This window comes from Fervidobacterium riparium, from assembly GCF_025370035.1.
In the GTDB taxonomy this organism is placed as follows: domain Bacteria; phylum Thermotogota; class Thermotogae; order Thermotogales; family Fervidobacteriaceae; genus Fervidobacterium; species Fervidobacterium gondwanense.
Window position 1 is genome coordinate 424,998 of the sequence record NZ_CP009277.1, and the last position, 21,984, is coordinate 446,981.

The window sequence follows — 21,984 nt, forward strand, 5'->3', positions numbered from 1 at the left end:
TGAGGAGTTTGAAATTAGGGCACCTTTTAAAATCGATAGGTAAGTTCATAGTATTTGAGAATATTCCTGAAGAGCTTAAAAACGTTGAAGTTACGGGCATTTACAACAACTCGACTAAGGCAAAACCCGGTTCACTGTTTATCTGTAGGCAGGGAAGGTCTTTTGATTCGCACACGATTGTTGATACGATATATCGTGAAAACGGTGTGCTAGCTTTTGTCACAGAAAAAGAGATAGATTCGAGATTTCCATATGTACAAGTTTACGATTCAAGGCTCGCGGAAGCTTTTCTTGCAGATGCTTTCTTTGAAAGCCCGTACAAGAAACTGATAGTTTTTGGCGTAACTGGGACAAATGGTAAAACTACTTGCGCGCACCTCTTCCACCACGTGATGCAACAACTTGGCTTGACTGGAAGCCTTTCTGGCACTGTGATTAACGATATAATGGGGGATAAATTCTACATACACAACACAACTCCTGATGCACTAACGATCATGGAGAATATGGTTAGAACAGCGAAAAACGGCGGGAGTTATTACTCAATGGAAGTATCTTCGCATTCGCTTGATCAAGCGAGAGTTGAAACTATCAGATTCGATGTTGCGGGTTTGACGAATATAACTCGAGACCATCTCGATTATCACCCGACTTTTGAGCACTATGTCAATGCGAAACTGCACCTTTTTGATCTCTTAAAAAAAGATGGAATAGCAGTTGTGAACGAAGATTACGCATCTTTGGCTGCTTCCAAGACAGTTCCGCGACTCGTAACATTCGGTACGAGCGAAAAAGCTAAGTACAGGATTTCAGATGTAACAACATCGCTAAACGGTACGACTTTCATGCTAAGTTCCCCGTTTGGCACGAAAAAAGTCTACACCCAGATGATTGGCGAGTACAATGCTTATAATGTAACCTTGGTTCTTGCTGGATTGGTTGAAATGGGCTATGAAATAGATGAAATAATAAGCTATATCTCGACTTTCAGAGGGGTCGACGGGCGATTTGAACCCGTCCCTGAAGCTAAGAAACTCGGAATTGACGTGATAATAGATTTTGCTCACTCACCAGATGCTCTGGAGAAGGTAATTCTTAGTGCTCGTAAACTTGCAAAGGGAAGGGTAATAGTAGTATACGGTGCAGGTGGACAGGCTGATAGAGGTAAAAGACCCATGATGGCAGAGGTCGTCACGAAACTCGCAGACATAGCAATTCTGACAACGGATGACCCACGCGGCGAGGATCCAGAGCAAATTATAAAAGAGGTTGAAAAGGGAGTTCAACCGAACTCACTATCTTTAACCGTTATGGATAGGCGAGAGGCAATAGATACTGCCATAACTCTCGCAACGCGTGGAGATATAGTCCTGATAACCGGTAGAGGCCACGAGCCGTATCAGATCTTCACAGATACGCTCAAGATACCGTTTAAGGATAGGGATGTAACGCTCGATATAATACTTTCAAAAATCAACAAAAATCACGGAAGGGATAGTTGAGAAAGATGATAAGTCTCAAAGAACTCGTTGGTCACAGATTTGTTATAGATTCCCGAGAAGTTAAGCCAGGAGATGTTTTCATCGCTATAAAAGGCAACCGAGTTGACGGGCATGATTTTGCAAAGCAAGCAGTCGATGCCGGTGCTTTTGCAGTTGTCGTTGAAAGGGATGTTGGACTTGAAAATCAGGTTGTGGTCCCAAATACGATCGAATTCTTAGGACAATATGCGAGTAAGATTATAGGGAATTTTAAACCCAAGATTGTAGGTATCACTGGCTCAAACGGAAAGACAACAACTAAGGAAGTGGTTGCGGCAATTCTTGGCGCGGAAGTTCAAACATTTAGAAACGAAGGAAATCTCAATTCAGAGATAGGACTGCCTCTTGCGATAATAAACAGCTATAAAGGAGAGCCTTTGCTCGTTCTTGAGATGGCTCAGAGAGTTGTTGGTGATATTGAATATCTTTGTAAGCTCTTCCCACCTGATATTGGGGTGCTTCTCAATGTTGGCAGTGCCCATGTTGGTGTCGCAGGAAGCTTGGAGAAAATTTTCAAAGGTAAGTGGCAGATCGTTGAGAATTCGAAGCAGAGCTTAGTAAACTACGATGACGAGAGAATGAGATGCGATAAGTGTAGATATTTCGGTACAACAGGTGGGGATTACGTCTTGAAAGATAAGAAATTCGACGGAGAAAATACGATTCTAACGTTTGAAACTTCAGAAGGTGAGTTCTATTATTCTTTGAAAGGTTACTGGACAAAGGCGATGGCTCTGTCTATTCTTGTTGCCTTTGGTGTTTCTGACATGTTAGATATTTTCTTCAATCCTACTGCACTGTACGGTTTTAAACCGTTGAAGGGCAGGTTCAATGTCCATCATTATCAAAATGGATATCTTATCGACGATACATACAATGCAAGTTATGAGTCTTTCAAGATAGCGATTGAAGAACTCGTCGAAAGTTTTCCAAGACCAATATACGCTGTAGTCGGCGCGATGAAAGAGCTCGGTGAATTCTCAAAGCAATACCATGAAATGCTGTCAAAATTGTTAGAGAACTTGGACGGTGTTGTAGTCTACGACAAAGAGGAAGAATCGAAAGATATTCAACCTTCTAATCTGATGTTCAGGAGCGCTGATTTTGATGAAATTGTAAAGTTCATCGAAGATAAAGTCATTTCCAATGAATTCAGCGGGACTCTCTACTTCAAAGCATCTCGAGCTGTGGAGCTTGATAAAGTCGTTGAAAGTATACTGAGGAGGCAATAAAGATGATAGTTCTTTACAGCATAATTTTCTTTATCGAATTCATCGTCGGGCTCTTAGTTTATCCAAAATTCATCGATTACATGAAGAAATTGAAACTCGGGCAGTATATAAGGCAAGAAGGACCAGACTTGCACAACTACAAAGAAGGCACACCAACTGCCGGTGGTATCGTTTTCCTTTCGATTGCGATCATAACGAGCTTCTTGCTTGGCTTACCTAAGGAGCTCGTATTAACGCTTATATTCTACGGATTCATAGGATTCCTTGATGATTTTGTGAGTATTAAAAAGAAGAGGTCTTTAGGGTTGAAAGCTTGGCAAAAACTCGGATTGCAGATGCTCTTTTCGATCTGGATTGCCTACAGCGTTCTTCAGTACAGGGAAAGTGCGATTTTTGGGCTAGAAGTGCCAAAGTGGGTCTTTTACATATTCACAATGCTCCTCATATCGGGCTATTCTAACGCCACCAACCTCACAGATGGTATCGACGGGCTCGCAGGTTGGGTTTTTGTAACGAGTGCCCTGCCGTTCGCATTCTTTGCAAAGAACAGAATCGAGCTTGGCGCGATATTTGTACTCGTCATGCCAGTTCTCGCATTCTTGGTTTACAACACAAGGCCTGCAAAGGTGTTTATGGGAGATACGGGTTCGCTCGCGCTTGGCGCTTACATCTCAACTTACGCGCTCATGACAAGCAATGAGCTTGCACTGTTGTTCTTCACTTCGATATTCTTACTTGAGACGATAAGCGTTATCTTGCAGGTAAGCTCTTTCAAGCTCAGAAATAAAAGAATTTTCAGAATGGCGCCTATTCACCACCATTTTGAACTGCTCGGGTGGAAAGAAGAGAAGATAGTTGGAGTCTTCAGTGCTTGGAATTTGGCGATAGCAATACTTTACATTGCAAGCTTTTTGACATTCTAACGTTTTATGTGATTTTGGATGCTTGTTTTCTGGGGGGTTAACTGAATTAGATGGACAAGATAATTTTAGATACATTTTTTGCAGTTATCGTCACCCTATTTTTTATCGCACTTTCTCGCAAGACGAAGATATTGTTAGAGTATCCTGACAAGAGGAAGAACCACAGCAAGCCTGTTCCACTGGTCGGGGGATTAGTGCTTTACACGTGGGTCATATACAAAAGTGGTAATGGTTGGAGTTTGACGGAGAGTTTACCGGTACACTTAGCTTTCGCCATAGGGCTAATTGACGACTTACTTGAGATACCTTATTATGCAAAGCTGTTTTTCCAATTTTTGCTTGGTTTCTTCTTTATACAATCCACGCACTTTTCGCTTTTTGGGAATGTTGTTGTTGATAAGATTTTGACATTTCTCTTTTTTGTAGCACTGATGAACGCATTTAACTTGATTGACGGCATAAATGGTTTGCTCTTGACCGTTTCTATAATCTACTTCTCATTCACGCTTAATTTTTCAATGCTTCTGGTATTAGCTATCTTATTAATCTTCAACATGGCAGAAAAACTCTTCATGGGCGATTCGGGAGCGTTTTTGACAGCTTATCTGCTACTTTCGAGCGATAGATTACCAAATGAAGCAATTAAGATCGGTGTATTTTTCGGTTACCCGCTATATGAAATAGCCTCCTCATTTCTGAGGAGGCTTGTATTTAAACAAAACCCATTTAAGCCCGACAGGTTTCATCTGCATCACATAGGTTCCAAACTTTTTGGACACACGTATTTCTTGATTATCGCGGCATTCTTGACCATTGGCTTTTGCAGGTTGTCATCCAAGGAATTCGGGCTGGTTTTCTACGTTGCTATATCCCTTCTGATTTTCGCCTTCCAAATTAAGAGTATCAGAAAGTTCAGGAACCTCGACAAGGTTGAGAGCGTGTCTGAGCGAGACGAGAGCGACCTCAAGTTGTGAATCGTTTGGCTCAGCTGTTGTGAGTTTTTGGAGTATCATTCCCGGTAATGCAAGAAGTCTGAGTTTTGGGTACTTGTCAAACGCTCTCAAAAGCTCATATGACACACCTGCGACTACAGGCAACACTAAAATCCTCAGGAGTATCCTCGAAAGCATATTCAATGGACCAAATATGCCGAAAAGGCTGTGGATAATGATAGCTATGATTAAGAATATCATTACGAAGTTTGTTCCGCACCTTGGATGGATTGTCGAGTATTTTCTTGCATTCTCGATAGTTAATTCTTCGTTGTTCTCGAACGTGTGTACAGCCTTGTGTTCTGCACCGTGGTATCTGAAGACGGTCTTGACGTCTTCAAACAAAGATATTACGTAAACGTATATCAAGAAGAAAGCAAGTCTGATGAGACCATCCACAAAAGAAAACATAAATTCGTTATCTCTAAATCCGAGCCATTTTGTCAGATAAGCTGGCAACACTATAAATAAACCTATTGCCAACGTCAAAGCTGTAAGGATAGAAAAAAAAGATTCTCCCTTCTTCATTTCCTCTCCTGTTGACATTTCAGCACTTAGATTTAATGCCTTTATGCCAAAGTAAAGTGAATAGAACAGACTTATAAATCCTCTAACGAACGGGATTTTAAACCATTTGCTGTTCGTCTTTGGATAGCCGAGTTCTTTAACATCGATGCTGCCGTCTGACTTTCTGACAGCGACAACAACTCTCTTACCCATCATCAAAACACCATCAATTACCGCTTGGCCACCGACTTTCATCCTTTTCACCTTCTTTAACATCGATATAAAAAAATCTGTTGAAAAAAGGTGCCGAAAGGCACCTATATCGAATTATTGCTATTGTTTTTTATCTCCTCATAAAATTCCAGAACCTTCTTTGCGTTCTGGTCTTCAAGCAAGATCCTGTAGAATCTGTAAGCTTCCTTGTCTTCCGGAGAATTCTTCGTCATAAAATAGCTTATAACCTTTGTGCGAAATTGTGATAATTCATCGTCTGACATCTGTGCTACGGAAGATACGATTTCATATATTCTCTCGTCGTTTGTACAAGTTTGTGCGATGATTTTTAGTTCCTCCAAACGTTCACTCATCCTTCATTTGTTGATTACTTCTTCAAGAAGACTTTGAACGATATACCTGTCCTTGTTTCGTTTCCAATTTGGATTTCGATGAATGCTGGCACTGCGTAAAGGTCCAAACCTTCTTGCTCCAAAAACCTTCTTGCGATCGCTAAGGACTTAGATGCCTGATTAACTGCCCCTGCACCTATCGCTTGAATCTCAACTTTTTCGTTCTTTTTCAATGAACCGACGATAGCGCCCGCAACTTTGTTTGGGCTTGACTTCGAGCTGACTTTTAGAATTTCCATAAGACCTATCCTCCTTGTACTATGAAGTGATATGATAGCATTGAAGGTAATTCTCAAATATATTTTACCACATATTTTTTGAAAAATCAAATTTTCAAGTCTAATGTTATGGTACTGAATGTTACGAACAGTAAAAATAGATTAACAAAAAATTATTTGACAAATTCAGAATAAGTGGTAAAAATTTATTGTCTTATTGTAAGACGAATTGGCACATAAAACGCGTCGTAAACGGTTGGGGATACCCCGCACGTCTCCAACCTACGTTGTTTTAGTGCCTGTAAATCATTCAGGGAGGTGAAGTTTGTGTACGCTATCGTGGAAAACGGTGGAAAGCAGTACAAGGTAGAAGTTGGACAACTCTTGCACACAGAAAAGCTCAACGCAGAACAGGGAGCAACTGTCACACTCGACAAAGTAGTCATGGTTAAGACGGACGATGGGAAAGTGCTCGTCGGCAAGCCGTACTTGACGAATGTAACGATCACAGGAACAGTGGTTGAACACGCAAGAGCAAGAAAAGTTCTTGTTGGTCAGTTCATTCCAAGAAAGGGCCACAAGACTATAAAGGGCCACAGGCAATGGTACACCACCGTTAAGATTGAAAAAATTGAAGTAAAGTAATTGACTGAGATGATAAGCTGCAAGTTTGTGAAGGAAGATAATCTCTACAAATCATTCGAAATAAGCGGACATGCATTATATGCGAAAAAAGGAAAAGATATAGTCTGTGCAGCGGTGAGTAGTGTTTCTCAGCATACGGCAAGGGTTTTAGAAGTAGAAGGAGCAGTAGTTAAGATAGAGGAAGGGTATTTAAGAGTTGAGAGGATTTCGAAAAATGAAATTTCACAGCGATTCGTTGAAGAATTGGTTGTTACGCTTAAAGATATCGAAGAACAGTACCCAAGGTACGTGAAGGTGGATGTAAGAGTGGAGGTGAGCGATGATGCGCATTAATATACAATTGTTTGCAAAGGCAAGCGGCGCAGGAAGAAACGGAAGAGACAGCAATCCAAAGTACTTGGGATTCAAGAAGTACGATGGACAGCAAGTAGTAGCTGGAAATATAATTCTCAGACAGAGGGGTACAAAGTTCTGGCCTGGTCAAAACGTTGGAATGGGTAGAGACTTCACACTCTTTGCTCTTAAAGATGGTGTAGTCAAAATAGTAGCAAAGAACAACAGAAGATACGTTACAGTCGTTGAGGAGTAACCTTTGAGGATCTCTAATGGGTATCGAAAGTGGACCAAGGGGGTGTAGCTATGAAAAAAGCAACAAGGATAGCAACGATCGGAATAATGTCAGCACTCGCAACGGGCTTGATGTTCTTAGAATTCCCAATTTTCCCGGCAGCAAATTTCTTAAAATTCGATCCAAGCGATATACTTCCACTACTCTCTGGTTTTATATTTGGTCCACTTGATGGTATACTCGTTTTGTTAATAAAAGATTTGCTCTTTTACTTGCTAAAATCGGGCGACATAGTTGGAATAGCGATGAACTTTGCAGCAGGCGTTTCTTTTTTACTTCCAGCTGTATATATTTATAAAATACGCAAAAATAGGGTATTTGAAATCATGGGTTACGTTGTCGGAGTCTTATCGGTAACTGGAATCATGACGGTCCTCAACATGCTTGTCGTTCCGCTATACTGGAAGATTCCGATGAGCGAAACGGTGAAACTTTTACCATACATAGCTGGATTTAATGCAATCAAATTCTCGATCGATTCAGTTGTAAATGGGTTAATAAGAGAGAGAATATCGAAGATATTCGAAAATTGATAGAATTGAATAAGTAAAGAAGCGAAGGGAGGAAAGAAAATGGCAAGGCCATTACCTATACAAAAAACCGCTTTTCCAAAAGTAGAGAGAAAATGGTACCTTGTTGACGCGGCAGACAAGCCTCTTGGAAGGCTTGCGACAAGGATTGCTCTCTTACTCCAAGGGAAAAATGAACCAACATGGGCACCTCATCTTGACAACGGTAATTACGTTGTTGTTATAAACGCAGATAAGGTTAAATTAACAGGTAAGAAAGTCAATCAAAAGGTTTACTATCACCACTCAGGTTACCCAGGTGGTTTGAAGGCACAGACTGCAAGGCAACTTCTTGAGAAACACCCAGAAAGAGTTATTGAACTTGCAGTTAAGAGAATGCTTCCAAAAACGGTAGTTGGTACGCACCAATTCAAGAGATTGAAAGTTTACGCTGGAGAGAACCATCCACACGAAGCACAAAAACCTGAGAAGGTAGAACTTCTCTAATGGGGAGGGAAATAAATGGCAGAGATTTACATGGGAACAGGTAGAAGAAAGACGTCAACTGCCAGAGTTTACCTTAGACCTGGCTCAGGAAAGATAGAGATAAACGACAAAGTTTACAACGATTTCAATGAGTACTTTGAGAATAAAGTTTGGACAATGCACGCAATTGAACCACTCAAAGTAACTGGTCTCGAAGGTTCATTCGATGTTCAGATCAGAGTCGAGGGTGGTGGAAAGAACGGACAAGCAGGAGCAGTTAGGTTGGGTTTGGCAAGAGCACTCGTCGCGTTCAACCCAGACCTCAGAAAGACTCTCAGGGACAAAGGATTCCTCACAAGAGACCCAAGAATGGTCGAAAGGAAGAAATACGGTCTTAAGAAAGCAAGAAGGGCACCACAATTCTCCAAACGTTAATCTTTCTCCGATTATTCTTCAATACAAGGTGGCGGATGGTTATTTCCATCTGCTACCTTTTATTATCTTTCGTTATCGCTTTGAGATATCAGCATCCTCACCCTGAAATTCAGTAATTCTGTCCCAGTACGCATTTAAACCCCGCACTTTCTTAATTCAGCCTCATCTATAACAAAAGTAAAGATGAGGTGCTGGGAGTAGTATGTATGATCCCAAAGGATGTTATCGAAAAAATAAGAGATAAAAATGACATTGTTGATGTCATTTCAGAATATGTGAGCCTACAAAAAGTAGGTTCGAATTATCGTGGCCTGTGTCCGTTTCACATCGAAACATCCCCATCATTTTATGTTAGCCCTGCGAAGAAGATTTACCATTGCTTTGGCTGTGGCGCGTCAGGCGATGTGATAAAATTCGTTCAGGAGATCGAAAACATCTCATATGTAGAAGCTATTAGAAAACTTGGCGAGCGAGTAGGGATATCCGTTTCTTTCACTGAGGAAGATGAAGAGAGAAATAAATACTACAACTTCTATAGATCCCTTCATGAACTTTACAAGTCTGAATTGAATAAAAGCCAGATAGCGCTCGATTACCTGAAAAATCGAGGTTTCTCACTCAGGGAGATTTTGCTATACGAATTCGGTTTTTCTCCAGCTAATTCTAAACTTCCACAATCTATTGCCCAACGCCTTGGCATTTCAAAAGAAGAGCTCGAAAAGTTTGGATTTTACGGCACTGACCCGTTCGCTGGAAGAATAATAATACCAATAAAGGACGATTACGGACGAGTAATAGCATTCGGTGGAAGGTTGATAGGAGAAGGCGTGCCGAAGTATCTCAATTCGCAAGATACGCTCGTTTTCAAAAAATCCACAACATTCTTCATGTACAACTATGCGAAGGAGCACATCAAAGAAGTGGACTACGCAGTGATATGTGAAGGGTATTTCGATGCACTCGCATTCCACAGAGCAGGTATAAAGAACGTTGTAGCTACGCTTGGGACAGCTCTTACGCGCTCACACATGTTCAAAATCAAGCGTCACACGACAAACATCGTGCTCGCGTTTGATTCCGATAGTGCAGGTATAAAGGCGGCGTTTAGAAGCATAGAGATGCTGATTCCAGAAGGATTCAACGTTGCTGTTGCGCAGTTCAAAGATGCAAAAGATGCTGACGAAACGTATTCAAAATTCGGAACGTCTGGGCTTGTTAGTGTGTTGGAAAGTGCGATAAATTCTGAGACTTTCGTCGTTCAAAGTTTGTCCAAGCAATTCGATTTGAAGAATCCCAACGGATTCAACCTTTTTATCAAGTCGTTGAAGATTTGGGAGAGATTGTTCTCTAACAACCCAAAGAGTTTAGAGACGTTCTACGAACAAATTTCAAACGTCACAGGGATGGGAACCGAGCAGATCAAGGATATACTTAGCAATGAATCATTAAGCAAAAGCGGACAGCAAGATATCCAAAGAGACGTCCAAGTCGGGACGCGATACATTAGACAAAGTCAATTCAATGAACGAAAATCAGCTAAGAAACTACCGACAACCGAAGATTATCTTGTTTACATATATTTCAACTACCCAGAGCTCTTTAAACAGATTGATTTCTCGCCGGATATACTTGAAGGAAAAGCGAGAGAATTCTTTTTAATCGCAAAAGATTTGAACGTTTCTTTAGATGGGCTGTCTAAAGATATGGTGGCTTTTGTCAAAGATGCATTTGAAAAGATCGAAATAGAAGTCGATGATAAAGTTTTGGAGTACATAAAGAGGAATTTAGAGGAGAAACGTCTTGAAAAGAGAATAGCAGAAATAGACAATCTCATCTCTGCATCTAAGAGTGAAGATGAGAAAAGGGTGCTTTTGAAAGCAAGGATGGAATTAGTCAAACAAGTGCAGAAATTGAAAAGGTCCTCAAAATAAAGAGGAGGTGTTTTTGGTGTCTAAAACTCTCTCTAAGGATGATTTGGAACTTCAAAAGAAGCTCGAGAAATTGGTGGAGCTTGGGAAGAGGAAGGGTTATATAACTTACGATGATATCGACCGCACGTTCCCACCGGGGGAACTATATATGACCGAAAGCAATGTCTTAGACGTTGTTTATGAAACGCTTGAAAAGAATAGGATTGAAATTCGCGATACGAGCGATTTTTCTAATATCGAAGAAGAGGTTAAGGCTTATCTGAGCGAAGGACCTGAGATATTCGATAGCACCGAGCCAAAAGATTTGATCAAAATGTACTTGAGAGATATAGGAAAGATCAGATTGTTAACACCGTCTGAGGAAAGAAAGCTCGCACAAAGAGCTCAAAAAGGCGATAAGAGGGCGAAAGAAGAGCTCATCATTTCGAACTTAAGATTGGTTGTCAGCATGGCGAAGAGATACCTCGGTAAGGGGCTTTCGTTCTTAGATCTCATTCAAGAAGGTAGCTTGGGATTGATAAAAGCCGTTGAGAAGTTCGATTGGTCGAAGGGGTACAAATTCTCAACATATGCTACATGGTGGATAAGGCAGGCTATCACAAGAGCTATCGCAGACCAAGCAAGGACGATCAGGGTGCCAGTCCACATGGTTGAAACGATTAACAAGATACAGAAAATAAAAAGGGAGTACATGCAAGAACATGGTGAAGAACCACCTATCGAATATCTGGCTGAACAGGTTGGAAAACCTGTCGAGAAGATAGAAGAGATATTGCAGGCAACACCAGAGACTCTATCATTGGAAACGCCAGTTGGTGAAGAAGACGATTCCTCGATGGCGGATTTCGTAGCTGACGAAAGCATCGCATCGCCAAAAAAAGAGGCAATTAGAACATTGATGAACGAGGAAATAAGCAAGCTTCTTGAGACACTCAATGATAGGGAAAAAATGGTAATAAAGATGAGATACGGGCTTTTAGATGGTAAGTCGAAAACATTAGAAGAAGTTGGTCAGTACTTTGGCGTCACGCGTGAGAGAATCAGGCAGATAGAGGTTAAGGCGTTGAGAAAACTGAGACATCCATCAAGAAGCAGGTACTTGAGGTTGTTGCAGAAACTTACGGAAGAAGATTGAGAAGACTAAAAAATGATTTCGGTAATGCAAATTCAAAAAAAAGGACTGAAAATATGATATGGACAATCTCTTTTAGAAATTTTGTCAAACATTGGAAAATAGGATTATTAGCAATTCTTGGAACAATGGTGGCCACCATGCTCTTAGTCGGTGGCCTTTCTTTGAATGACTCGGTCAGTAGCTATTTGGAAGAGAAGATAAGCAAAAACTTCGGTGAGGTTGACTTCATACTCAAAGACAAAGCCGATACGATCTTCTTGCCTAAGGCGCTCGATTTGGAGCGAGTTACTGAATTTCTCAAGAATTATCCGGAGATCAAGAAATTTGTAACTGTTAAACTCGCCTCGGTAACTGCAAAGATAAACGGTAAATATGTTGATTTATTTGCGATAGCAATAACGGATGAGCTTGAAAAATTCATTGGCAAGAGGATAGATGGAATTACAATCAGTTCTGACACAGCGAAGAGTTTTGGAATTGATGTTGGCGAAGAGATAGAGATAATAACTGCAAAGACAACGTTCAAAGTGAAGATTCAAGCACTCGGCACCGGTTTGATGAATTTCCGAGGCGAGACGGCATCGGCTAATGGTACTATATTCCTTCCGGAAAGTATGTTTGAAGAATACGGCGTTTACCCGCTTAAAGAGGCAAACTCTATCTTTATAGCATCTAATTTGCCTGTTGAGAAGCACGCAGAATTTGCACAGAAGTTGGCGAAAGAAGGTAGTGTGCGCGTAGTAGCCGGCAAATACAGACTTTCCACTTCACCGCTGAATAAGATAATAGGTTACTTGTTTATTGGTTTTTCCGGATTCACCGTTATATCAAGCTTCCTCTTCGTTTCTTCCTTCTTTGGCATCATCGTTGAGGAGCGAAAGCGCACGCTTGGTGTTCTCAGAGCTCTCGGTTATAACTCCTTCCAGATGTTCTCCGTGCTTTTCATAGAAGGATTTATGTATTTAATCTCGTCTGAAATAGTAGGTGCTGGCGCCGGGATATTCTTCGGCAGGTATCTGCTTTATAAGATAAACAGCTTCAGACGTGAAGACGACTTATTCGCATTTGTGCAAGATAAGATACCGTTCGATATAAGTTTCAGGAGTATAATCATCGGGATAATTATCGCTATGATAGTGCCGGTGATTATCCTTATCTACAGGAGTTTGGATTTTGCAAGGACGTCTGCATCGGTCTTGTACACTGGAAGAAGTCAGGAAGATGTGAGTCCGAAGTTACAGAAAAGAAAGAGAATAACATTCAAGATAGTTTTATTCGTAATTGGGATACTGATTATACTCGGATTGACATCAAGAATATCTTATTCTTATGCGCTGCTTGTTGTTCTCGCTCTCTTACCTTTGTTGCTGAGAAAATCGGTGACGAATCTTGTTGTGTTCGTCTATGGCGTTTCTATACTTGCAGGCGTGTATCCATTGTTGGGTACAGGTGGTGCACGAGAACTGCTTTTGAGAGCCGGGTTAATTCTTGCTGGAAGTATATATTCGATTTTTGCGTTCATACCGTACATTAAGAGCTTCTTCGAACGCATAAAAAGTGTACCCGTTGTCCTTGCTTTATCCTACATCGACCGGCACAAGATGAGAAACTTCACGATGTTCGTCATATATTCCGTCACACTTATACTCATCCTGATCAGTGCAATTGTTCCAACAAGCATTTCAGAATACATCGCTTCGAAAAAGGAAGAAGGAGCTTTTGGTTATAACTTCATAATAATCGAAAATCCGATAAAGACGTTCTTCGGGTCTTATAAATATCTCAACGATGCATCTTTCACGGCCTATTTTGAGAATCTCGTTCCTGTGCAGCTCGTAGAGGCATCGTTCTTAGACAAGAAAGAGAAATATACGTTTATAGTCTCAGACGAGAGGATCTTTAAAAATCTTGTTTTGCCAAATGAAAAATTGATGGCGAAAATTAAAAAGGAAAGCTCGCAGACAGTTCCGGATAAGTCACTGTATATATCTAACAAGATAATGAAAGAAATTGATAGAGAAGTAACGATGGTTCTCAAGGGTGTACTACCCGGTATTTCACCAAAGACAGTGGAAACGCTTTTCGTCAGAGACGTATACGATCCAACGGAAGCCTTACTGCCCATGGACGGTGTACTCATATGGAGCAACAAGAAATTTTTTGGAGCTATAAACGGATATGTTGGAGTTGTGAGAGATCCGAAGAAAGCCTTGGAAGCGCAAGAATTTGTTACGAGAAAACTCGATGGGGCGTTCTACATAACCGGCGAAATAGAAAAGATATACGCATCGATAAACAACCTTGTTAACCTTTCACTCCAACTCTTCCAACTTGGATTTGTGGCGGGATTTGCAGGCTTGGCGATAATAACCTTCAGGAACGTGTATGCAAGAAAAAAAGAAATCGGTATGCTTAAAGCGGTTGGAGCAGAAGGTAGCGTGGTCTATAGAATGTTCATTTATGAAGCACTGGCGATAGTATCTATGGCAACAGTCGTTGCGATATTGGCAAGCGTGTTTGTGGTAAGAGATTTCTCCGCATTCATTGAACCACTACTCCAATCTTTCAAAATCGTAGTTCCTGTTTGGAAAGTACTCGCAACGCTTTTGGGTGTTTTTGCTATAACAACGATATTCGTATCGATACCTGCAAACGTCTCCCAGAAAATTCCACCTTCGGAAGCGCTACGAGTTTTTGATTAGTCCTCGGAAAAAACTCAATTTATTCAAATTGTTCAAAAGGGCAGATGAAATCTGCCCTTTTATTTTCTTAATCTCCGAACAACAGTATTGACAACTGTCAGCTGTAATAGTACAATATTACAGTAGACGAAGGTAGCATAGTTTGGGATTGACGTGGTCGAAGAGGAGAGGTATGGATGTGGTTTGCTATTGATTTTCATTCACACGTTCCAGTTTATGTCCAGATAAAAGACAATATCAAAAAGCTAATAGTGAGCGGGAAGTTTAAAGAGAATGATTTTCTACCTTCGATAAGAGTTCTCTCAAAAGATATAGGTGTTAATGTGAACACCGTAGCACGTGCGTACAGAGAGCTTGAAGCAGAAGGGATTATAAAGCCAGAACGAGGCGAAGGATACATCGTCGTTGGAGTGCACAGCGAGAAGTTGAAATCGGAAGAACTAATAGAACTCGAGAAGATGCTCCACAAATGCAAAGATATTGGAATCACAAGGAAAGAGATAATTGATATTCTCAATACTGTGTACGAGGTTTCTATGGAAAGTAAGGAAGGTGGAGAGGATGGAGAAGGTAGAAAGTAAAAACGTCTTGGAGATCAAGAATTTGAAAAAGTATTATGGAAACATTCATGCAGTTGACGGTATATCTTTTGAGGTTGAGAAAGGCGAGATATTCGCACTGCTTGGTCCAAACGGTGCAGGTAAGACAACGACGATTAAGTGTATTCTCGGCCTTAGAAAGAAGGACGAGGGGACTATAAACTTGCAAGGTAGCATCGCTTACCTTCCGGAAGGTAAAGAGCTCTATGGAAGCTATACAGTCAAGAAGATGATAGAAGTCACCGCAGATGTGACAGATGAGTTCGACAAAGAGAAGTGCTGGACATATATCGATAGATTCCAAATTCCGCTCGATGAGAAGGTGTCGAACTTGTCGAACGGACAGACAACTCAGCTGTACCTTGCGTTAGTTCTTTCGCAAAGAGCAGAGCTTTATATCTTCGACGAACCAACCTGGGGACTCGATCCTATAGTAAGAAATCAGGTGCTTGATATGATAAGAGAAATACCTCTTGCGGGAGCAAGTGTGCTTTACACAAGTCACATACTCGGTGAGGTTGAAAAAGTCGCTGATAAAGTTGCGATTATGAACAGAGGGAAGATCCTCGAAGTTGGGTATCTTGATGATATAAAGGAAAGGTACTGTGCGATAAGTGTACCGTCGAGCGCAAAGCTCGAAAATATTAGTGGGTATAGATACAAATCTACTGAGAGTGAAAATATCTATATAGTTAATAAAGAATACGCTCTGGTGAATAACTTCGAATGTTCACCAGTAACTTTTGAAGCAATTTTTGAGGCTCTAGTGCTTAACGATGGTAATTTGAGTAAAGAGCAGAGAGCTCAGAATAAGTAAGGTGGTGTTTGGCTATGATTAAAGGAATTAGGAAAGAATTCAATGATATGAAAGTAAGGTTCTTCGGTACTCTTATAGTTATACTCGGACTTTTCTTCATACTTGCACCTTTCCAAAAATTCACGGTTTCGATGCTTGAAGGATATATGGGCAATCCGCAGGTCGAGAAATTCCTGCCTGGGTCTATGATTGAAAGGCTGAAAGAATGGAATTTCTACATCAACACCCAGTGGTACGGAAAGAATTTTGGTCAGATCATTCCGATTATAGGCATACTGATGGCATTTCCACTCTTCGCTCGGGAATACGAAAACGGAACGATCGCCTTCCTTTTGGTGAGAAGGAGTAGAAAGGAGATTTACACAACGAAGGTGTTGATGGGACTTATGGGTACAGTCTTGCTTGTAATGATAGGAGGTATTCTTCCTGCCATCTTTTCGTCAATTGCACAAAAGTCTTACGAATACTCCGTAGTTCCAAAGTTTATAATTCACAACATCTTCGGTGCGTTGATATGGTATACTTTAAGTGTGATTTTCTCCGTGCTCTTCAATGATCAAGTCAAACCGTTGCTTGCTTCACTCGGACTTCTTGCCTTGACGACGACAGCTGGTTTGATAAAGTCGTTGAAATTTCTTAATACGTTCAGTTACGCTCTTGGAATGAGCGTTTTCAACCACAACAAAGTTGATATAAAATACACGATAGGAATAGTTATCTTGAGTGTGCTGTTCATTTTCTTTGGATATCTTATCTTCGATAAGAAGGAAATCTGAGAAGGGAGGGGCAGATGATGATAGTCGTGACGACCGATTTTGTTCCGGGGTACGAGATTGTTGAAACTTTGGGGATTGTTACTGGAAGCATAGTAAATTCAAAGCACGTTGGAAAAGATATAGCAGCAGCGTTTAAGACACTTGCGGGTGGGGAAATAAAGAGCTATACTGACTTGTTAATAGAGAGCAGAAACATCGCACTTAAAAGGATGATAAGTGAAGCTGAGAGGCTTGGAGCGGACGCCGTAATTGGATTGAGATTCGGTTCTTCATCGGTGATGCAGAGTGCTGCTGAGATTTTGGCTTACGGTACTGCGGTGAAGTTGAGGAGAAAAGAGTGAGAACTGAGAACAGCAATTTCTAAATAAAAGAGGCGGTGTCTTCAACCGCCTCATTTTGTTTTTCTTACTCTATTTTGGATTGCTCTGCTTGATGTCTCCTCGTTTCACGAACTGTAGTGTTATCGTTGCCAGTACGAAGAATGTTATGGTGAACGCAATTAAGGTATTGTAACCGATTTTATCTATGAAGAAACCTGCAAGCGGTGGAGCTATTATGTTCGCTGCCATCGAGAAGAAATAGTAAAGCCCCGTGTATCCGCCAACCTTTTCTTCTACTGTCATATCCACAATCGTTGGCAATGAGTTCACGTTAACCATAGCCCATCCGAAACCACCGAGTGCAAAGAGTACAAAGAAGACCTTGGTAAGCAACCCTGGATCTTCTATAACTAACGATGAGACGAAGACACCGACAAGTATAGCAAGAACAACGATTAAGCCTATTGTCATTGTTTTCTTCCTGCCTATCTTTGAGCCGATGAATCCCGCAGGTATTGCAAAGAGCATAAACGTTAGCGAGAAGAACCCGAGCACGAGAGCGCCCGTGCTTTCTTTTATGCCCATCTGGAACTTCGCATAGCTTGTAAAGAAAGTTTCCAATCCATTGTAGCCGATGAACCAGAGCAGAATCGATAAGAGCATCATTAGAAGGCTCTTTTCTTTTGACTTAAATACGTCTTTTAAATTCTCTGATAGTTCAACCATCGTCTTTTTGTAAACGTTCTCGAATTTTATCTTCTCACCCGTTTTGATTCTGTATTTCTCATCTTCTTTTATGAACAGTACGACGAGCATCTGTGAAAAGACCATGACGATAGCGCCGACATAGAACGGGAGTGCGTAGTTTTTGTCATAAAGCGGTTTACCTGCGAAAAACGCAAGGAGTGCGCCAACTCCACCCATGAAGTTTATAACCCCATTTGCTTGGCTTCTGTACTCAGACGGGGTTATGTCTGGCATGAGTGCGATAACGGGAGATCTGAACAGAGCCATGAAGAAGTTCATGAAGATGATGTTGAGCATCATCAGCCACAGCAGTTGCCAAGATCTCGTCAAGGGTATGAGCGAAAACGTGATTGCCGCAAGCGGAGCACCAACGAGGATGTACGGCATACGCCTTCCAAGTCTTGTTCTCGTCTGGTCGCTGAGTACACCTAAGAGTGGCAGCATGATGATTGCGAAGATATTGTCGATCGTCATCACAAAACCGATGAGCGTGGACGACAAGTTGAAGTCTTTAAGAAAGATGGGAACATACGAGTTGTACAGTGGCCAGAGCAGGCTGATGCCGAAAAATCCAAAACCTAACAACAATAACCTTTTAAATGAGAATTTCACTTGCCTCCCCCCTATCTTTAAAAGAAGTGAAATAAACAAACTAAATTTATTATACAATAGTTTTGTTAATTCTGTTATAAGCAAGTACCGATATTCAAGAAATCTTGCAATTTGAAAACTTCTGGCATCTAAGTTATAATCATTTTGTGGTATGCAAAAATATTAAATACTGAAGGAGTGAGCCATATGTCGTTCGATGCAATCGTTATCGGCGGTGGTCCTGGCGGTTATGTCTGTGCTATAAAGCTTGCTCAGTACGGGAAGAAAGTTGCACTCATAGAGAAGGAAAATCTCGGCGGAACTTGTACGAATTGGGGCTGTATTCCCACAAAGGCTCTTTTGACAGCAACACATCTACTCGATGAATCGAGAGAGAAAGCAAGTAAATTGGGGTTGAAGATAACCGTTGAGGGATTCGACCTTTCACAAATTATGGCTCATGCGAATAAGAGCATCACACTGTCGAGAAAAGGTATTGAATTTTTGATGAAGAAAAATAACATCACGGTTGTAAAAGGTACTGCTGAGGTTGTGAATAAGAACAAGGTCAGGATTAAAGAAACCGGCGAGGAAATAGAGGGCGAAAATCTCGTTCTTGCTCACGGTTCAGTGCCAACGATATTCCCACCGTTCAGCGATGTGGAGGGTATATGGACAAGCAACGATGTGTTCGTAATGAAGGAACTACCGACTTCTTTGTTGATTGTCGGTGGTGGTGTCATCGGTGTTGAGTTTGCAACGTTCTTCAGCTCACTTGGTGTTAAAGTTAAGATAGTCGAGCTTGCAGATCACATCCTGCCTTACGAAGATGACGATGTAGCGGACGAGATTAAGAAATCATTTGCAAGAAGAGGTGTTGAGATAAAGGAAAAGTCAAGAGTGACAGGCGTGAGGAAGGTTGATGGTGGTTACGAAGTAACTACCGTTGACAGCGAAGGGAAGGAAGAAATTTCCACCGTTGACAGAGTCCTTGTTGCAATCGGAAGAAGACCGAATATTCCGGAAGATGTGAAGAACCTCGGAGTTGAAATTGAAAGAGGAATTAAGACGGATTTAAGGATGAGAACGAATATAGAAGGTGTGTACGCGATTGGTGATGTGCGAGGACAAGTGATGCTCGCACACGTTGCAATGTACGAAGGTGTTGTCGCCGCGAAAAATATAGCAGGTATAGAAGCGCAGATGGATTACTCGGCGATTCCGTCGATTATCTTCACGAATCCGGAAGTAGCTTCAACAGGTCTGAGAGAAAAGGATGTGGACAAAGACAAAGTCAAGATATTCAAATTCCCGCTCTCAGCGAACGGAAGGGCAAGGACTATGCTTGAAAATATAGGATTTGTAAAAGTGATTGCAGATAAAGACGATGAAACGGTGTTAGGTATGTCGATTATCTCGCCTGTTGCAACCGAACTCATCATGGAAGGCGTAATAGCAGTGAGAAATAAATTGAAAGCATACCAGCTCGAAGAATCAATCCACCCGCATCCAACACTCAGTGAAACGCTTTTGGGCGCACTTGAGGGGATAACAGATAAGCCGGTGCATTTGTGATTGAGAATGATTAAAGGGGCAATTGCCCCTTTTTATTTTTTGTTCTTCAGTTCCTCTTTCACTTTAAAAAGTTCATCTCTGATTTTAGCTGCGTCTTCATATCTGAGTTCAGATGCCGCTTTGTACATCTCTTCTTCTAAGAGCGCAGCGTAGTCTTCTAAGGAAAGCGATTCTCTGAGACTGAAAACGCTGTCTTCGTAGACTTTGTAGTATTCTTCCTCCTTATCTTTGAACGGGGCGAAGATGTCTTCCATCATCGGCTTTATTATGGTCTGCGGTTTTATGCCGTGCTTTTCGTTATACTCCATCTGGATCTTTCTTCGCCTGTTTGTCTCGTCTATTGCTTTTTGCATAGCCGGTGTTATCCTGTCAGCATACATCAGGACTTTTCCATTTTCATTTCTGGCAGTCCTACCTATAATCTGTATCAGTGTAGTTTCGCTGCGCAAGAAGCCTTCTGTATCAGCATCGAGTATTGCTACGAGCGAAACTTCCGGCAGGTCCAAACCTTCCCTGAGCAAGTTAACACCCACAACGACGTCGATTTCACCTGAACGTAATTTTTTAAGAACCTCAACGCGTTTTATCGCATCGAGTTCCGAGTGCAAATAGAGGGCACGTATGTTGAATTCAACAAGGTATTCTGCAAGCATCTCCGCGGTCTTTTTCGTAAGTACCGTTACGAGCGCTCTTTCACCACGCTTTTTGACCTCTACAATTTCTTTTACAAGGTCGTCGACCTGATATCTTGTGGGTCTCACTTCAACAAGCGGATCTATCAATCCGGTTGGGCGTATTATCTGCTCCACAACTTGTTCTGAGACTTCCATTTCGAAAGGTCCCGGCGTTGCGGATACGAATATCACCTGGTTGACTTTGTTCAGAAACTCTTCGAACTTCAACGGTCTGTTGTCGTATGCACAAGGGAGTCTGAAACCGTAGTCGACAAGACTCTTTTTGCGCGACATCTCTCCGTGATACATAGCCCTGAGCTGTGGTATCGTTATGTGCGATTCGTCTATTATCACCAGATAATCTTCATCGTAGTAATCGAGGAGCGAGTACGGCGGTTCTCCAGGTTTCCTTCCATCGAAGTGCCTTGAATAGTTCTCTATACCCGTGCAGTACCCAAGCGTAGAAAGAAGCTCAATATCGTTCATAGTCCTTTGATAAAGCCTTTGCGCCTCGAGCTCTTTACCATGCCTTCTTAATTCCACAAGGCGTTCTTGGAGTTCTTCTTCAATATTCTTCACAGCGATAGCAATCTTTTCTTCGGTTGTCACGTACTCTTTTGTTGGATATATCGTTATTCTGTCGAGGCGTTCGAGTATCTCCCTGTTCAATCTATCGAACGTGTAAATCCTGTCGACTTCATCGCCAAAAAGTTCGATGTGTATGCCCTCGTCCTGATAAGTTGGGAAGATCTCGAGCGTATCGCCCCTTATTCTAAAACTCCCAGTGAGTCCGACGTCTTCTTTGCGTTCGTAACCTATCCTTACAAGGTGTTTGAGCAGTTCGTTGAGGTTAACTCGCTCACCTACGGAAAGCTTTACGTTGAGCTTGTCGAAATCGCGTGGATCACCGCAGGCATAGATTGCGGAGACGCTCGCTACAACGACTACGTCCCTTCTCGTCATTATTGATTTAATCGCACTCATCCTCATCCTTGCAATAACGTCATTTATATCTGCACTCTTTTCTATGTACAAATCTTTCGTTGGTACATACGCTTCTGGTTGGTAGTAGTCGTAATAGCTTATGAAGAATTCTACTTTGTTGTTTGGGAAAAACGATTTGAACTCTGTGTAGAGCTGCGCTGCGAGTGTCTTGTTTGGCGAAATAACAAGGACGGGTCGTTCTATCTCCTTTATCACATTCGCCATTGTAAATGTTTTACCGCTTCCAGTCACGCCTATGAGCGTTTGGAATCTGTGACCTCTTCGTAAGCCTTCAACAAGCTTCTCTATCGCTTGAGGCTGGTCACCGGAAGGTTTGTAATCGCTCACTAATTCGTATAACATACTTCCACCTTCTTTGGTTTCGATTAAT

22 protein-coding genes and 1 pseudogene are annotated in these 21,984 nt (G+C 41.5%); 18 read left to right on the plus strand and 5 right to left on the minus strand.

Going from position 1 to position 21,984, the window contains the following annotated elements; translation table 11 throughout:
- Window positions 1-8 precede the first annotated feature (8 nt).
- From IB67_RS01900 to IB67_RS01915, 4 genes and pseudogenes are all read left to right on the plus strand, one after another.
- Window positions 9-1,502, plus strand: coding sequence for a UDP-N-acetylmuramoyl-L-alanyl-D-glutamate--2,6-diaminopimelate ligase (locus tag IB67_RS01900; RefSeq protein WP_498875401.1), 1,494 nt, complete (start codon window positions 9-11; stop codon window positions 1,500-1,502).
- Between the two features lie 5 nt (window positions 1,503-1,507).
- Window positions 1,508-2,773 carry a UDP-N-acetylmuramoyl-tripeptide--D-alanyl-D-alanine ligase gene (locus IB67_RS01905; RefSeq protein WP_498875507.1) on the plus strand — a complete coding sequence of 422 codons (1,266 nt, stop codon included), beginning with the start codon at window positions 1,508-1,510 and terminating at the stop codon, window positions 2,771-2,773.
- A gap of 2 nt (window positions 2,774-2,775) precedes the next feature.
- On the plus strand, window positions 2,776-3,696 hold the full coding sequence (gene mraY / locus IB67_RS01910; RefSeq protein WP_424695369.1) for a phospho-N-acetylmuramoyl-pentapeptide-transferase: 921 nt from the start codon (window positions 2,776-2,778) through the stop codon (window positions 3,694-3,696).
- Window positions 3,697-3,746: 50 nt separating this feature from the next.
- Window positions 3,747-4,295: pseudogene (locus tag IB67_RS01915) on the plus strand (undecaprenyl/decaprenyl-phosphate alpha-N-acetylglucosaminyl 1-phosphate transferase); the annotation flags it as partial.
- A gap of 231 nt (window positions 4,296-4,526) precedes the next feature.
- On the opposite strand, the gene IB67_RS01920 reads toward IB67_RS01915, so the two are convergent.
- The 3 genes from IB67_RS01920 to IB67_RS01930 all read right to left on the minus strand — a co-directional run bounded on the left by IB67_RS01920 (window position 4,527) and on the right by IB67_RS01930 (window position 6,060).
- On the minus strand, window positions 4,527-5,450 hold the full coding sequence (locus IB67_RS01920; RefSeq protein ID WP_072757129.1) for a DUF1385 domain-containing protein: 924 nt from the start codon (window positions 5,448-5,450) through the stop codon (window positions 4,527-4,529).
- Between the two features lie 62 nt (window positions 5,451-5,512).
- On the minus strand, window positions 5,513-5,770 hold the full coding sequence (locus IB67_RS01925; protein WP_072757127.1) for a hypothetical protein: 258 nt from the start codon (window positions 5,768-5,770) through the stop codon (window positions 5,513-5,515).
- Between the two features lie 26 nt (window positions 5,771-5,796).
- Window positions 5,797-6,060 (minus strand): stage V sporulation protein S, encoded by a 264-nt coding sequence (locus IB67_RS01930; protein ID WP_072757125.1) that lies wholly within the window; start codon window positions 6,058-6,060, stop codon window positions 5,797-5,799.
- Window positions 6,061-6,366: 306 nt separating this feature from the next.
- On the opposite strand from IB67_RS01930, the gene rplU reads away from it, so the two are divergent.
- From rplU to IB67_RS01995, 13 genes are all read left to right on the plus strand, one after another.
- Window positions 6,367-6,684 (plus strand): 50S ribosomal protein L21, encoded by a 318-nt coding sequence (gene rplU, locus IB67_RS01935; protein WP_072757123.1) that lies wholly within the window; start codon window positions 6,367-6,369, stop codon window positions 6,682-6,684.
- A gap of 9 nt (window positions 6,685-6,693) precedes the next feature.
- The gene (locus tag IB67_RS01940) at window positions 6,694-7,017 is read left to right on the plus strand and encodes a ribosomal-processing cysteine protease Prp (protein WP_072757798.1); all 324 of its coding nucleotides are present in this window, start codon (window positions 6,694-6,696) and stop codon (window positions 7,015-7,017) included.
- The gene (gene rpmA, locus IB67_RS01945; RefSeq protein WP_072757121.1) at window positions 7,007-7,273 is read left to right on the plus strand and encodes a 50S ribosomal protein L27; all 267 of its coding nucleotides are present in this window, start codon (window positions 7,007-7,009) and stop codon (window positions 7,271-7,273) included. Before IB67_RS01940 ends, rpmA begins: the two co-directional genes overlap by 11 nt.
- Before the next feature lie 50 nt (window positions 7,274-7,323).
- Window positions 7,324-7,845 (plus strand): ECF transporter S component, encoded by a 522-nt coding sequence (locus IB67_RS01950; protein WP_072757119.1) that lies wholly within the window; start codon window positions 7,324-7,326, stop codon window positions 7,843-7,845.
- Window positions 7,846-7,884: 39 nt separating this feature from the next.
- Window positions 7,885-8,328 (plus strand): 50S ribosomal protein L13, encoded by a 444-nt coding sequence (gene rplM / locus IB67_RS01955; RefSeq protein ID WP_072757117.1) that lies wholly within the window; start codon window positions 7,885-7,887, stop codon window positions 8,326-8,328.
- 15 nt (window positions 8,329-8,343) lie between these two features.
- Window positions 8,344-8,742 carry a 30S ribosomal protein S9 gene (gene rpsI, locus IB67_RS01960; protein WP_072757115.1) on the plus strand — a complete coding sequence of 133 codons (399 nt, stop codon included), beginning with the start codon at window positions 8,344-8,346 and terminating at the stop codon, window positions 8,740-8,742.
- A 206-nt stretch (window positions 8,743-8,948) separates the two neighbouring features.
- Window positions 8,949-10,673 carry a DNA primase gene (gene dnaG / locus IB67_RS01965; RefSeq protein ID WP_498875402.1) on the plus strand — a complete coding sequence of 575 codons (1,725 nt, stop codon included), beginning with the start codon at window positions 8,949-8,951 and terminating at the stop codon, window positions 10,671-10,673.
- Between the two features lie 16 nt (window positions 10,674-10,689).
- Complete coding sequence (rpoD, locus tag IB67_RS01970) at window positions 10,690-11,808, plus strand: RNA polymerase sigma factor RpoD (protein WP_498875403.1); 1,119 nt, start codon at window positions 10,690-10,692, stop codon at window positions 11,806-11,808.
- Window positions 11,805-14,510 (plus strand): ABC transporter permease, encoded by a 2,706-nt coding sequence (locus tag IB67_RS01975; protein ID WP_498875404.1) that lies wholly within the window; start codon window positions 11,805-11,807, stop codon window positions 14,508-14,510. The genes rpoD and IB67_RS01975 overlap by 4 nt, the downstream gene beginning before the upstream one ends.
- A gap of 176 nt (window positions 14,511-14,686) precedes the next feature.
- Window positions 14,687-15,091 carry a GntR family transcriptional regulator gene (locus IB67_RS01980; protein ID WP_339746042.1) on the plus strand — a complete coding sequence of 135 codons (405 nt, stop codon included), beginning with the start codon at window positions 14,687-14,689 and terminating at the stop codon, window positions 15,089-15,091.
- Window positions 15,072-15,926 carry an ABC transporter ATP-binding protein gene (locus tag IB67_RS01985; RefSeq protein ID WP_339746045.1) on the plus strand — a complete coding sequence of 285 codons (855 nt, stop codon included), beginning with the start codon at window positions 15,072-15,074 and terminating at the stop codon, window positions 15,924-15,926. Before IB67_RS01980 ends, IB67_RS01985 begins: the two co-directional genes overlap by 20 nt.
- A 14-nt stretch (window positions 15,927-15,940) precedes the next feature.
- On the plus strand, window positions 15,941-16,702 hold the full coding sequence (locus IB67_RS01990; protein ID WP_339746048.1) for a DUF2705 family protein: 762 nt from the start codon (window positions 15,941-15,943) through the stop codon (window positions 16,700-16,702).
- 17 nt (window positions 16,703-16,719) lie between these two features.
- Entirely contained in the window at window positions 16,720-17,043 is a 324-nt protein-coding gene (locus IB67_RS01995; RefSeq protein ID WP_339746051.1) for a YbjQ family protein, read from the plus strand.
- Window positions 17,044-17,112: 69 nt separating this feature from the next.
- Here the strand turns inward: IB67_RS01995 and IB67_RS02000 are convergent, their stop codons facing one another.
- On the minus strand, window positions 17,113-18,381 hold the full coding sequence (locus IB67_RS02000; RefSeq protein ID WP_339746054.1) for an SLC45 family MFS transporter: 1,269 nt from the start codon (window positions 18,379-18,381) through the stop codon (window positions 17,113-17,115).
- 186 nt (window positions 18,382-18,567) lie between these two features.
- On the opposite strand from IB67_RS02000, the gene lpdA reads away from it, so the two are divergent.
- Entirely contained in the window at window positions 18,568-19,935 is a 1,368-nt protein-coding gene (gene lpdA / locus IB67_RS02005; RefSeq protein ID WP_339746057.1) for a dihydrolipoyl dehydrogenase, read from the plus strand.
- Between the two features lie 32 nt (window positions 19,936-19,967).
- On the opposite strand, the gene uvrB is transcribed toward lpdA, so the two are convergent.
- On the minus strand, window positions 19,968-21,956 hold the full coding sequence (uvrB, locus tag IB67_RS02010; RefSeq protein ID WP_339746060.1) for an excinuclease ABC subunit UvrB: 1,989 nt from the start codon (window positions 21,954-21,956) through the stop codon (window positions 19,968-19,970).
- Between the last annotated feature and the right edge of the window lie 28 nt (window positions 21,957-21,984).